Here is a 13,578-nt window from a genome sequence, read left to right as displayed (position 1 = left end):
GGAATAGTGGCTTTCTCCTCTAAATAAAGAATAAAGCAAGTATCCTGAGAAACATGATTGACTAGGGTAAAGTAATCAAGGATTCCTGAAGGCAAGAACAAGCTTAAAGAAGCAACAGGATCAATCGTTTGGGAAGAGGATGTTTTCATGATGCAAAAATAAGAATTTTAACGCAATCCCCCAAGGTTTCAGACTGAGCCGTTTTCAGACTGAGCCACTTTAATTCACTCACATAGATCCCCAAATACTTCCAAACAGCTATTTCTCATAAAAGTTTCAGTAATGTTTCAGCAGAAAAAGAAAAAACCCTCATAAAAGCCTCTTAATTAGCTATTTATGAAGGTTTATTAGTACCCAGACCCGGGGTCGAACCGGGATGGAAGTGAATCCACTGGTGTTTGAGACCAGCGCGTCTACCGATTCCGCCATCTGGGCGCATACTTGATTTCTCAATTGCGGTGCAAAGATACGACATTATTTTGATTCCACAATAGTTTGGCAAAAAAAAGGAGAAAAAAATAATAAAACATATCTTAAACACTTCTCTATTCAGAGAATAAACCGTACATTAGCAGAAACTTTAAAATAGAGTCACTATCATGACAAACCAGGATAATTATTGCGTGATTATGGGTGGCGGCATTGGAAGCCGCTTCTGGCCGTTTAGCCGCAAAACATTGCCCAAACAATTCTTAGATTTCTTCGGAACGGGCCGTTCACTTTTACAACAGACTTTCGACCGGTTCCAAAAGGTTATCCCAACAGAAAATATTTTCATCGTTACCAATGCAATGTATGCGGACTTAGTGAAGGAACAATTGCCCGAAGTGAACGAAGAACAGATTCTGCTGGAACCCGCAAGACGAAATACCGCTCCGTGTATAGCATGGGCCGCTTACCACATCCGGGCACTGAACCCGAACGCCAATATCGTAGTCGCTCCTTCAGACCATTTAATTTTAAAAGAGGATGAGTTTCTTGCCGCTATCGAAAAAGGACTTGATTTTGTTTCACGCTCGGAAAAGCTACTGACATTAGGTATTAAACCCAATCGCCCGGAAACAGGGTACGGATATATACAAATAGACGAACCCGCAGGAGGAAACTTCTATAAAGTAAAAACATTCACAGAGAAACCGGAACTGGAATTAGCTAAAGTATTCGTAGAGAGCGGAGAATTTTATTGGAATTCCGGCCTATTTATGTGGAATGTAAATACAATCATCAAAGCAAGTGAAGATTTACTGCCTGAATTAGCTTCCAAACTGGCACCGGGAAAAGATATTTATGCCACCGACAAGGAGAAAGCATTCATCGAAGAAAATTTCCCAGCATGTCCTAATGTATCCATCGACTTCGGCATTATGGAGAAAGCGGATAATGTGTATGTATCATTAGGAGATTTTGGCTGGTCCGATCTTGGAACTTGGGGATCACTTTATGATTTATCGGAAAGAGACCCGGAAGGCAATGTTACGCTGAAGTGCCATTCACTTATATATAATAGTAAAGATAATATGGTAGTACTTCCGAAAGGCAAACTGGCCGTTATCGATGGACTGGAAGGATTTCTGATAGCCGAATCGGACAACGTTCTTTTGATTTGCCGCAAAGATGAAGAACATGCCATCCGTAAATATGTAAACGACGCCCAAATGCAACTGGGCGATGATTTCATTTAATAACACGCAACCTGACGCCGGAGACAAAACCGGATAAGACCATACAAACAGTGAACGGTGAACAAACCGCATAATTGATTGCAGAGAGTTCACCGTTCACTGTTTATAATCGAAAAACTTTGTGTGTCTTTAAATAATCATGAGTCTCTAAATAATCTCTATACCCTGCTCTTTACAAAGTTGCAGTCCCAGATCTTTCAATCTGAACTTCTGAATCTTTCCACTACCCGTCATCGGGAATTCATTCACAAAGAAAATATATTTCGGAATCTTATAACGGGATATCTTATTTCTGCAGAAATCACGTACATCGGCTTCCTGCATTTGTACTCCTTCCTGCAAAATAATAAATGCTCCGACTGCCTCACCATACTTTTTAGAAGGAATACCAGCTACTTGAACATCTTTCACTCCATCAAGCTTATAAAGAAACTCTTCTATTTCGCGCGGATAAATATTCTCGCCACCACGAATAATCATATCTTTGATACGTCCGGTAATCCGGTAATTTCCATCTTCATCCTTAATACCCAAGTCGCCGGAATGCAAGAAGTTGTTTTCATCAAGCACTTCCGCCGTTGCTTCCGGATTCTTATAATATCCTTTCATGGTATTATAACCACGGTTACACATTTCACCTTGTACACCAACCGGACATTCTTCACCTGTTTCAGGGTCAATCACCTTCACCTCCGTAAATTCGAAATCATGTCCTACCGTATTACAACGTACATCGAACGGATCATCAATACGGGTGGCCGTCATACCGGGAGCGGCTTCTGTCAATCCGTAGACGCTGGTCACCTTCATATACATTTTCTCTTCTACCTGCTTCATCAGTTCGACAGGACACAGCGAACCGGCCATAATACCTGTACGAAGACAAGACATATCAAAGAGATCGAACATCGGATGATGCAACTCGGCGATAAACATAGTCGGCACACCATAAAGAGCCGTACAACGTTCTTTGTGAATAGAGGCCAGCACAACCAACGGGTCGAAACGTTCTACCATCACTTGTGTACAACCATGAGTCAGACAGTTCATGGTAGCCAATACTACCCCAAAACAATGGAACAACGGAACGCAACAACAAAGTTTGTCATCTGCCGTGAACTTCATGTGTTCCCCCGTCAGAAATCCATTATTGGCAATATTATAATGTGTCAGCATCACCCCTTTCGGGAAACCGGTAGTGCCCGACGTATATTGCATATTTACCACATCGTGACAATCCACTTTGCTTTTTAGTTCGTTCAAACGGTCATCTTCCACATTATCTCCCAACAGCAGGATCTCCGCTGTATTATACATACCACGATGTTTTTCCTGACCTACATATACTACATTTCGCATATATGGAAAGCGTTCGCTCTTTAAATGTCCACGCTCACAAGTCTTCAATTCAGGAAGCATCGTGTATGTCATCTGCACAAAATCACTATCCTTCTCACCATTCACAATACAAAGCGTATGCATATCCGAGTTCTGGCAAAGATACTCCAACTCCGATTGCTTGTAGTTCGTATTCACTGTAACATATACCGCACCAATCTTCGCGCAGGCATATAACAATGTCAACCAATCGGGAACATTAGCCGCCCAGATACCCACATGAGTACCACGTTCCACACCAATGGCAATAAGCCTTTTGCCATATCATCCACACGACGGTTCAACTGACTCCAGGTAAAACGGAGATTTCGGTCGGAATATACGATATATTCCTTATCGGGAGTCTCTTCAGCCCAGTGCTCCAGCCACTGCCCCAAAGTACGATCAAATAATTGCATGTAATTATACTTAAGTCTTGGTTCCTACTATTTCATTAAATCGGTGTGTAAACTACTGCCAGGATTTTTGCAGCCTGTCCCTCATAAGCATGTACATGATGAGGAACAATGGAATCATAATAAATACTATCACCCTCTTCCAGCAGATAGGTGTTCTTGCCATAGCTGATTTCCATGATACCTTCCATAACCATGATAAACTCTTCTCCTTCATGAGAAGAAAGCACGAAGTCGGTATCTTCCGTCGGCATCACATCGATAATAAACGGTTCCATGTGACGGTCCGCCTTTGACTTGGACAACGAGTGATATTCCATGTGTTTGCGAGAGTGAATCGCATTATTGGAAAAACTGATCGCATCTTTGGCTTCTTTCTTACGGCATACGACCGGTCCGACTTCATCCTGATCATCAAGGAAAGTACCCAGACGTACTCCCAACACACGCGCAATCTTAATCAGCGGTGCGAGAGAAGGTATATCAATGTTATTCTCAATACGTTCAACCTGTTCGATAGCCAAACCTGAACGTTGCGCCAACTCTTCTATGCTTATTGATTTATCTTCGCGGAGGGCTTTAATTTTTTCGCCAACAATCTTACTTGTATCCATTTTGAAAGCATTTTAGTTATCAAAGGTGATAAATTATAATAATTAAGCTGCAAAAATAGCAAAATCTTTAGATGAATACAATTATAACCAAAGAAAATACGATTGTCAGGAAGAAAAAGAAGAAACTAAAAAAAGCCGCTCCTCTATCATGAGGAACGGCTTTAAATCTTTTCGCGACAAGTAGATTACTTACGCAAACCGAGCTCTTTAACAATAGCACGATATCTTTCGATATCTCTTGCTTTCAGGTAGTCGAGTAAGCGACGACGCTTACCTACCAACATTGTTAACGCTCTTTCAGTACTATAATCTTTTCTGTTGAGCTTCATGTGCTCAGTCAGGTGAGAAATACGGTAGGAAAACAATGCCACTTGGGCCTCAGCTGAGCCGGTGTCAGTGTTAGACTTTCCGTACTTTCCGAAGATTTCTTGCTTTTTAGCAGCGTCTAAATACATAATTCTTAGAATTTTAATTGATAAATTATTCTTTTGAGCGTGCAAAGATAGGCATTATCTTTATATCACACAACGATTTACAAGAAAAAATTGCTATCATTGCGCATATTTCTAATCCTATTTTCGTACCTTTGCAGCCAAATAATAGGTATTATATGCAAAATATTCGAAACATTGCAATCATTGCCCATGTTGACCATGGGAAAACAACGCTGGTTGACAAGATGCTATTGGCCGGAAATTTATTCCGCAGCAACCAAAATAGTGGTGAACTTATCCTGGATAACAACGATTTGGAACGTGAACGTGGTATAACGATTCTTTCCAAAAACGTATCCATCAATTACAACGGTACAAAAATTAATATTATTGATACTCCGGGACACAGCGACTTCGGTGGTGAGGTAGAACGTGTATTGAATATGGCCGATGGCTGTATTCTGTTGGTAGATGCCTTCGAAGGTCCGATGCCCCAGACTCGTTTCGTACTGCAAAAGGCGCTCGAAATCGGTTTGAAACCCATTGTGGTAGTTAATAAGGTAGATAAACCTAACTGCCGCCCGGAAGAAGTTTACGAGATGGTTTTCGACTTGATGTTCAGCTTGAACGCAACAGAAGATCAGTTGGACTTCCCCGTGATTTACGGTTCCGCCAAAAACAACTGGATGAGCACCGACTGGCAGCAACAAACTGACAGCATCACTCCGCTACTGGATTGTATCGTCGAAAACATTCCGGCACCGCAACAGTTGGAAGGTACTCCCCAGATGTTGATTACTTCTCTGGATTATTCTTCTTATACCGGTCGTATTGCCGTAGGTCGCGTACATCGTGGTACATTAAAAGAAGGTATGAATATAACGCTTGTGAAACGTAACGGCGATATGTTCAAGAGCAAAATTAAAGAACTCCATGTTTTCGAAGGTTTAGGCCGTGTGAAAACAAATGAGGTTTCTTCCGGTGACATCTGCGCGCTGGTAGGTATTGACGGATTCGAGATTGGAGATACAGTTTGTGATTTCGAAAGTCCGGAAGCACTGCCACCCATCGCAATTGACGAACCGACCATGAGTATGTTGTTTGCTATCAACGATTCTCCTTTCTTCGGTAAGGATGGCAAGTTTGTGACTTCACGCCACATCCACGACCGTCTGATGAAGGAACTCGACAAGAACCTGGCCCTCCGCGTAAGAAAGAGTGAAGAAGACGGTAAATGGATTGTTTCCGGCCGTGGTGTACTCCACCTTTCTGTATTGATTGAAACAATGCGTCGCGAAGGATATGAATTGCAGGTAGGTCAGCCACAGGTTATCTTCAGAGAAATCGACGGTGTGAAATGCGAACCGATTGAAGAGTTGACCATCAACGTTCCGGAAGAATATTCCAGCAAGATTATTGATATGGTTACCCGCCGTAAAGGTGAAATGGTAAAGATGGAAAATACAGGCGAACGCATCAATCTTGAATTCAATATGCCTTCACGCGGTATCATCGGTTTGCGTACCAATGTACTGACGGCCTCTGCCGGTGAAGCCATTATGGCACACCGTTTCAAAGAATATCAGCCGCACAAAGGAGAAATTGAACGCCGTACCAATGGTTCTATGATTGCTATGGAAAGCGGAACAGCTTTTGCTTATGCCATCGACAAATTACAGGATCGCGGTAAGTTCTTTATTTTCCCGCAGGACGAAGTCTATGCAGGACAGGTAGTAGGCGAGCACTCTCATGACAACGACTTGGTTATCAACGTAACCAAATCGAAGAAGCTGACGAATATGCGTGCTTCCGGTTCGGATGACAAAGTACGTCTGATTCCGCCTATCCAGTTCTCACTTGAAGAAGCACTGGAATATATTAAGGAAGACGAATATGTAGAAGTTACTCCAAAGGCAATGCGTATGCGTAAAGTGATTTTGGACGAAATCGAACGTAAACGTGCCAACAAGAACTAACCATTCTTTCATTAATATTATAATAGAAATCCCGGTGAAACGCAGTGTTTTACCGGGATTTTATTTTTTCCTGCAAGTATTACAAACATTACTAATACAACAACAATCCTACCACACCCGCCAGACAAATCAACAGGATAGGGTGAAGATTCCATTTCCATGTAACCAAAAAGGCTACCGCAAAAATACCGATACTTTTATAGTCCATAAAATTTTCTCTATTCATCATAAGTAATGCAGCCGAAGCAATCAGAGCAACCGACATAGGTAACAGTCCGGACATAGCCGCCTTAATATACTTGTTATCCTTGCACTTCGCAAAGAAATAAGAAATGAGCAACACCAGAATAAAAGAAGGTAAACAAACCGCTACCGTAGCCAGCACCGCTCCCCACACGCTTTGCGTTACCGCATACCCTACATAAGTAGCACTATTGATACCAATCGGCCCCGGAGTCATTTGCGAAATCGCCACCACATCCGTAAACTGCTGGGGAGTCAGCCAATGATGAATATCCACTATCTCATGTTGAATAAGGGAAAGCATCGCATATCCACCTCCAAAACCGAACATACCTATTTTAAGATACACCCAAAGTAATTGCAAATATATCATACCTCTTTATTCATTATTTTTTCTTTCAACCACAATGTATATACCAATCCTCCCAGAGTTCCTGCCAATACAATATAAATAGGAGACAGTCCAAACTGCCAAATCAAAAGAGTAGCTATGGCAGGAGCAACCAACTGAAGGTATTTCAGTTTCAGAGCTCTTACAGCAGAAATACAAGGAAACAGAATCAACGCTACCACGGCAGGACGTATTCCATTAAAGATGCGAATCATCACCTCATTATCTTGAAACCGTGCAAAAAACATGGCTATCAGCATCATAATAACAAAGGAGGGAAGAATCGTAGCCAAAGCACATACCAAGCTCCCGCCCACTTTATACAACTTATATCCTACAAAAATAGAAATATTCACAGCAAACACACCCGGTAGTGACTGCGTCAAGGCAAACATCTCCATGAATTCTTCCTTACTCATCCACTGTTTGGCAACGATCTCCCGTTCAATTAACGGAATCATGGCATAACCGCCACCAATAGTAAACATTCCAATCTTCGCAAACGTCACGAACAATTTCAAATACTCTAATACCATTCCTACTTTCTAATTTTCCGATATTTTCTATTTACTGTCTAATAAGGCCTTTAGTCACATCATATTCAACCCGATAGCTACGCCCCTTCACTGTTTTAAAAGAAAGAGTCTTATCAGCATACTTTATCACACAGTTTCCTCCCGCATTGGAACGAACCACAGCTTCTTGCAGCTGATTATTCTCCCAAACCATATCCACTTCAAAATTTCCCTTTGCACAGATACCACTAACAGAGCCTTCCTTCCATGCATCCGGCAAAGCAGGCAGCAACTGAATAAAGCCTATATGACTTTGAAGCAACATCTCGGTAATACCGGCTGTTCCGCCAAAGTTTCCGTCAATCTGGAAAGGCGAATGTGTATCCCACAAATTATCCAGCGTACCGTTCTTCAACAAATTGCCAAACAAGGTATAAGCATGATTACCATCATGCAAACGCGCCCATTGATTCAACTTCCAGCCCATGCTCCAACCGGTAGCCCCGTCACCACGATGCACCAGTACTACTTTAGCAGCTTTCGCCAGTTCGGGAGTGGTGACCGGAGAAACCGTATGCCCCGGATGCAGTCCGAACAAATGATTCACATGCCGATGCTCGTCTTTCGGATCATCAATATCTACCGACCATTCCATCAACTGACCATACCGCCCTATTTTATAAGGAACGAGATTGGCAAGCACATGCTCCCACTGCTTACGTTCTTTCTTATCTACGCCCAACACTTTACTCGCCTCGATTGCATCCAGCAGAATCTCACGTACAACAGCATGTACAAAGGTAGCACCCTGATCGATAGGCCCATGCTCCGGCGAAGTAGATGGAGCAGCCGTATATGTTCCATCCGGTTTATGCCACAAATAATCGACAGCAAAGTCCGCACTACTTTTTATCAACTCATAACCCGTTTCTTTCAGGAATGTAAGATCTCTTGTATAATCATAATACTCCCAGATATGAGTAGCCAACCAGGGACCTGCCATAGGATTGAAGTTCCACGACATATCCTGACTTTCCAACGGAGTGGTAAATCCGAATATATTTCCGGAAATGGATGCCGTCCATCCTCTGGCACCAAAATAAGATTTCGCGGTCTTTTCGCCCGGTTTTACCAGCGTACGAATGAAATCGACCAATGGAAGCATACATTCATTCAGGTTAGTGGAGCAGGCCGGCCAATAATTCATCTGAATATTGATATTATTATGATAGTCCACACGCCACGGTCCATCGACATTATTATGCCAGATACCCTGCAAATTCGCCGGCATATTGCCCGGACGGGAACTTGAAATCAACAGATAGCGGCCGAATTGAAAATATAATTCTTCCAGATCATAATCCGGCTGTCCTGCCCGATAGTTTTTCAAGCGCTGGGGAGTCGGCATATTCTTTCCCTTGATTGCCGGATTCAGATTCAATTTAACCCGATCGAACAAAGCAGCATAATCATTGTAATGCTGACTAAACAAAGCAGTATACCCCTGTAACACTGCATTATTCATCCATTGCCTGGTTGTTTCTTCCGGATTGACACTCACATACGTCTTCGGATCTTTAAAATCCGGCTCAAAGTTAGGTTTATAATCAGTATCAGCCGTAATATAAAACACTACTTCATCCGCACCTTTCACCGTCAGTTTTCCATCTGCATTAAACAAGGTTCCGCCTTTTGTCTCCGCCTGAATACGAACGACGTATTTCATTCCGTTATTGTCCAGAGATGCGGAATACACCAGTCCTTTATTACCGTCAGAAGCCATATTCCCGGTAGACACCGGATTAGGCGCATAACTGAAAACCAGGTTTTGTTTACCCGGTTGATCCGCACTGAAACGCATCACCATCACATTGGCTGAATAAGAAATGAAATAATTGCGCTGATAAGCCACATGATCCTTTTTAAACTGAACAACTGCCATTGCAGAGTCCAAAGAAAGAATACGTTTATAGTCACTCATCCCTATAATATTCAATCCCGTTTCTACATAAAACTCTCCCATGGTAGTAAAACTGCCGAAACGGAAAGGTGTTTCTCCGTCAGCATCATAAGACACCTCACTGTTGAAGTTTTGACGTGTCAGCATTTCAGCCTTTTCCTGATTTCCTTCCGTAAATGCCTGACGTATTTCATCCAAAAGATGAGCCGACTGTTTATTGACATTCCAATAATAGTCCGCCCCTTTCGCTGTATTCGGGCCGCCACGCCAAAGCGTTTTTTCGTTAAAGGTAATACGTTCAGCTTCCACCGACCCCATGATATTCGCACCTAAACTACCATTCCCTATCGGTAATGATTGCGATTCCCAAGCGGGATCCGGATTATGACCTGCATTTCCTGCTGTTTCCGGTTTATCACCACCTTTCCACAGATCCGGTCTTCCCCCATACCACACGGCATACCCCTGCAAAGTATTGGGAGTATCAAACCAGATGGAAAGTCCTTTGGTATAATCAGTTTCACCTGCGTAAAGTCCGGAGACAAGAAACAAAGAGCAGATAAGAAAGAAATAGAGTTTCTTCATGGTTGTCGCATTATTATTCAAGATTATTCTCTCGTATATGGTTTGTACAAAAGTAATCAAAATATGCCTTTAATAAAAATAAAATACTGTCTTAATGGACACAATAATAAGGTGAAACTATATCAAACCGGCCAGTAGTTTTTTCACGACCCAATATCCTACCCTAGCCTCCGAAATCCCCTGCAATAGCCGATGATGACAAACAAATGCATCGTCAATAATTTCCGCTTCCATATAATAAAAACAACAGGCAGGATCTTTTTCAAATGCTTTCGCATACTCCAGAATATGAGTTGATATAAGGAAATGGCAACAAGAGAATCTTTTCAATAATTCATTGACTGCAAGAGAAGCCTCAAAAGCATCCTTAGCGTTAGTTCCGCGAAACATTTCATCCAAAACGACCAAACAACGTTTTCCTGTAAGCGCTTTTTGCATCACTTCTTTTATACGAAGAACCTCTGCCATGAAATGGCTTCGCCCGTCACGCAAAGAGTCTGGTAAGTTAATAGAAGTATAAATACCTTCGTAAAGAGGACAAACCATTGACTTCACCGGGACAGGCAGTCCACAATGCGCCAGCCAGACAGCCAAAGTCAGTGCTTTTAAAGTGGTTGACTTTCCCGCCATGTTAGAACCCGTAAAAATACTGATATTTCCCCGAGACATCACCCAGCTATTCTCCCGTACATTTTTCACAAAAGGATGAACTACACCCTCAACCGAAAAATCCATTGTTTCCACCACTTTCGGTGTACAACAGAAATTTTTCTCTCTCGCTACCCGGTGAGCTGTCCGACAGACATCCAATAAATACAAAACTGATAATAATTCTTTCAAAGACAACAAACGGGTACATCGAAATAGATAATCGTATTTATCTATCGTATAATTAGATAGCCGCCTTTCTTCTCCAGAAGTCTGTTCCAAGACTTCACCTAATTCACTTCCGGACAAAATATCATTCACCATACGGGCTGACTCCTTCATCAATTGTGGGGCATCCTCATCCAATTCTTTCGCCCACCTCTCCAAACAATGCAGCAAATGTATTACCAATTTCACTCCCCGACAAATAACATAACGGGTTGAATCATATCTCAACAGGCGATCTATGACAGTAGCACATGACAGTAAGACGTGTGCTTCCCTGATCTGGTCGCGATAAGCCAGATAATATTCAATAAAATCCAGTTCTTCTTCATTCAAAAGAAGTTCAGGTAAAGCATCCCACGCAACAGCCTCCTGCCTTTTGCGGATCATATCCAAATCACTTAGCGGATACATAACCCAGTTCATCATCAATGATTTTCCTTCTTTCGTCTCTGTTTTAGAAAACAAAGAGAAAAGAAACTGCTCATTGTTTGCAGTCTCCGTTATGCTTAAATCCGCATAGGTCTGTTTGTCTGTATCCAGATACGTCATAGCTGTCTTTAAAAGTAAATAGTCTCGTTTTGACAAATATAGGAAAAAAAACTAAACAGACAGTATTCCTTTTCATAGAAAGACACAGTATAGCAATAAAAAAGGCGGTTCGAAATCGAACCGCCTTCCATATTATATCTGATTCTCCAATTAGAGTTTCGGACCAGCAGCAACCAAAGCCTTACCAGCTTCGTTACCAGTAAATTTAGCGAAGTTCTTGATGAAACGTCCAGCCAAATCTTTAGCTTTTTCTTCCCATTGGCAAGCACATTCGTAAGTGTCGCGTGGGTCAAGGATCTTCGGATCAACACCCGGAAGTTCTGTAGGAACAACAAAGTCGAAGAAAGGAATAACCTTAGTAGGAGCTTTGTCGATAGAACCGTCAAGGATAGCGTCGATAATACCACGAGTATCTTTGATAGAGATACGTTTACCAGAACCATTCCATCCAGTGTTAACCAAGTATGCTTTAGCACCAGTCATCTCCATCTTCTTAACCAGTTCTTCTGCATATTTAGTTGGGTGCAATGACAAGAAAGCAGCACCGAAACAAGCCGAGAATGTCGGAGTCGGTTCAGTGATACCACGTTCCGTACCAGCCAATTTAGCTGTAAATCCAGACAAGAAGTAGTATTGAGCCTGTTCCGGGTTCAGGATAGATACTGGAGGCAATACACCGAACGCATCAGCCGACAAGAAGATAACTTGTTTTGCGTGAGGACCTTTAGAAACCGGTTTAACGATGTTTTCGATGTGATAGATAGGATAAGAAACACGAGTGTTTTCAGTCACGCTCTTGTCAGTGAAATCAATCTTACCGTTAGCGTCAACAGTTACGTTTTCAAGTAAAGCGTCACGTTTGATAGCATTGTAGATATCTGGTTCGCTTTCTTTATCCAAGTTGATAACCTTAGCGTAGCAACCACCTTCGTAGTTGAATACACCTTCGTTATCCCATCCGTGTTCGTCGTCACCGATCAATTTACGTTTCGGGTCAGTAGACAAAGTAGTCTTACCTGTACCAGACAATCCGAAGAAGATAGCAGAGCTAGTTCCTTCCATATCAGTGTTAGCAGAGCAGTGCATAGAAGCGATACCACGAAGCGGGTTCATGTAGTTCATGATAGAGAACATACCTTTCTTCATTTCACCACCGTACCAAGTATTCAGGATTACTTGTTCTTTAGTCTTCAGGTTGAATACTGTAGCAGTTTCAGAGTTCAAGCCCAGTTCTTTGTAGTTGTCAACTTTTGCTTTAGAAGCGTTGAAACATACGAAATCAGGTTCTCCGTAGTTAGCAAGTTCTTCAGCAGTCGGGCGAATGAACATGTTAGTTACGAAATGAGCCTGCCAAGCTACTTCCATGATGAAACGTACTTTCATACGAGTAGCTTCGTTAGCACCACAGAAAGTATCAACAACGAACAAACGTTTGCCGGAAAGTTGTTTTACAGCTTTAGCTTTCAAGTCAGCCCAAGCTTCTTCAGTACATGGTTTGTTATCGTTTTTATATTCTTCGGAAGTCCACCATACAGAATCAGCAGAAGCTTCATTCTTAACGAAGAATTTATCTTTAGGAGAACGACCGGTGTAGATACCTGTCATTACATTCACAGCGCCTAATTCAGTAACTTGACCTTTTTCAAAGCCTTCCAGACTCGGTTTTGTTTCCTCAGCGAACAAAACATCATAAGACGGATTGTGCAAAATCTCAGTCACACCTGTGATGCCGTACTTGCTTAAATCTAAATTTGCCATTTTCTTTGAATTAATTAAAATTGGTATTTTGTTTTCTATCTCTTTTCACCTTAACATGGGGAGCTTTGGATACCCCCTTGTAAATCCGGCTACAAAAGTAATACTTTCTTTGGAAAGGAAGAAGGTATTAGAGAAATTTTTCCCTAATTGAAACTCTTTTATAAATTCCTAACAATATCTGCAAACTGAATATTGCAATTTG

At 41.9% G+C, this 13,578-nt stretch carries 9 protein-coding genes, 1 tRNA gene and 1 pseudogene; 2 read left to right on the top strand and 9 right to left on the bottom strand.

Features of this window, described 5'->3' with window-relative positions; genetic code table 11:
* Nucleotides 1-351: 351 nt before the first annotated feature.
* Nucleotides 352-435 (bottom strand) — tRNA-Leu (locus DXA05_RS22515).
* A gap of 164 nt (nt 436-599) precedes the next feature.
* On the opposite strand from DXA05_RS22515, the gene DXA05_RS22510 reads away from it, so the two are divergent.
* Nucleotides 600-1,682 (top strand): mannose-1-phosphate guanylyltransferase, encoded by a 1,083-nt coding sequence (locus DXA05_RS22510; protein WP_004317553.1) that lies wholly within the window; start codon nt 600-602, stop codon nt 1,680-1,682.
* A 147-nt stretch (nt 1,683-1,829) separates the two neighbouring features.
* Here DXA05_RS22510 and DXA05_RS22505 read toward each other — a convergent pair.
* The 3 genes and pseudogenes from DXA05_RS22505 to rpsO all read right to left on the bottom strand — a co-directional run bounded on the left by DXA05_RS22505 (nt 1,830) and on the right by rpsO (nt 4,544).
* A pseudogene (locus DXA05_RS22505) lies at nt 1,830-3,478 on the bottom strand (AMP-binding protein).
* Between the two features lie 35 nt (nt 3,479-3,513).
* On the bottom strand, nt 3,514-4,089 hold the full coding sequence (locus DXA05_RS22500) for an XRE family transcriptional regulator (RefSeq protein ID WP_004296396.1): 576 nt from the start codon (nt 4,087-4,089) through the stop codon (nt 3,514-3,516).
* 185 nt (nt 4,090-4,274) lie between these two features.
* Complete coding sequence (gene rpsO, locus DXA05_RS22495) at nt 4,275-4,544, bottom strand: 30S ribosomal protein S15 (protein ID WP_004296393.1); 270 nt, start codon at nt 4,542-4,544, stop codon at nt 4,275-4,277.
* Between the two features lie 155 nt (nt 4,545-4,699).
* Here rpsO and typA point away from each other — a divergent pair, with 155 nt between their 5' ends.
* Complete coding sequence (typA, locus tag DXA05_RS22490) at nt 4,700-6,499, top strand: translational GTPase TypA (protein ID WP_004317549.1); 1,800 nt, start codon at nt 4,700-4,702, stop codon at nt 6,497-6,499.
* 91 nt (nt 6,500-6,590) lie between these two features.
* On the opposite strand, the gene DXA05_RS22485 is transcribed toward typA, so the two are convergent.
* From DXA05_RS22485 to pckA, 5 genes are all read right to left on the bottom strand, one after another.
* Nucleotides 6,591-7,115 carry a chromate transporter gene (locus DXA05_RS22485; RefSeq protein ID WP_118220172.1) on the bottom strand — a complete coding sequence of 175 codons (525 nt, stop codon included), beginning with the start codon at nt 7,113-7,115 and terminating at the stop codon, nt 6,591-6,593.
* Nucleotides 7,112-7,669, bottom strand: coding sequence for a chromate transporter (locus tag DXA05_RS22480; protein WP_128859650.1), 558 nt, complete (start codon nt 7,667-7,669; stop codon nt 7,112-7,114). The genes DXA05_RS22485 and DXA05_RS22480 overlap by 4 nt, the downstream gene beginning before the upstream one ends.
* Nucleotides 7,670-7,700: 31 nt before the next feature.
* On the bottom strand, nt 7,701-10,193 hold the full coding sequence (locus DXA05_RS22475) for a glycoside hydrolase N-terminal domain-containing protein (protein ID WP_128859649.1): 2,493 nt from the start codon (nt 10,191-10,193) through the stop codon (nt 7,701-7,703).
* 117 nt (nt 10,194-10,310) lie between these two features.
* Nucleotides 10,311-11,618: a hypothetical protein gene (locus DXA05_RS22470; protein WP_009038949.1), complete on the bottom strand. Its 1,308-nt coding sequence runs from the start codon at nt 11,616-11,618 to the stop codon at nt 10,311-10,313.
* Between the two features lie 150 nt (nt 11,619-11,768).
* A complete protein-coding gene (pckA, locus tag DXA05_RS22460; RefSeq protein WP_004317539.1) occupies nt 11,769-13,376 on the bottom strand; it encodes a phosphoenolpyruvate carboxykinase (ATP) in 1,608 nt (535 codons plus the stop codon).
* Between the last annotated feature and the right edge of the window lie 202 nt (nt 13,377-13,578).

The sequence above is a fragment of the Bacteroides sp. AM54-2NS genome (assembly GCF_003602935.1).
Lineage (GTDB): Bacteria > Bacteroidota > Bacteroidia > Bacteroidales > Bacteroidaceae > Bacteroides > Bacteroides xylanisolvens.
This window is presented reverse-complemented; position numbering and strand designations above follow the sequence as displayed.

Bases quoted from the DNA above. Each gene is read 5' to 3' on its own strand.
- DXA05_RS22510 (WP_004317553.1), top strand. From the start codon at position 600: ATGACAAACCAGGATAATTATTGCGTGATTATGGGTGGCGGCATTGGA.
- DXA05_RS22500 (WP_004296396.1), bottom strand. From the start codon at position 4,089: ATGGATACAAGTAAGATTGTTGGCGAAAAAATTAAAGCCCTCCGCGAA.
- rpsO (WP_004296393.1), bottom strand. From the start codon at position 4,544: ATGTATTTAGACGCTGCTAAAAAGCAAGAAATCTTCGGAAAGTACGGA.
- typA (WP_004317549.1), top strand. From the start codon at position 4,700: ATGCAAAATATTCGAAACATTGCAATCATTGCCCATGTTGACCATGGG.
- DXA05_RS22485 (WP_118220172.1), bottom strand. From the start codon at position 7,115: ATGATATATTTGCAATTACTTTGGGTGTATCTTAAAATAGGTATGTTC.
- DXA05_RS22480 (WP_128859650.1), bottom strand. From the start codon at position 7,669: ATGGTATTAGAGTATTTGAAATTGTTCGTGACGTTTGCGAAGATTGGA.
- DXA05_RS22475 (WP_128859649.1), bottom strand. From the start codon at position 10,193: ATGAAGAAACTCTATTTCTTTCTTATCTGCTCTTTGTTTCTTGTCTCC.
- DXA05_RS22470 (WP_009038949.1), bottom strand. From the start codon at position 11,618: ATGACGTATCTGGATACAGACAAACAGACCTATGCGGATTTAAGCATA.
- pckA (WP_004317539.1), bottom strand. From the start codon at position 13,376: ATGGCAAATTTAGATTTAAGCAAGTACGGCATCACAGGTGTGACTGAG.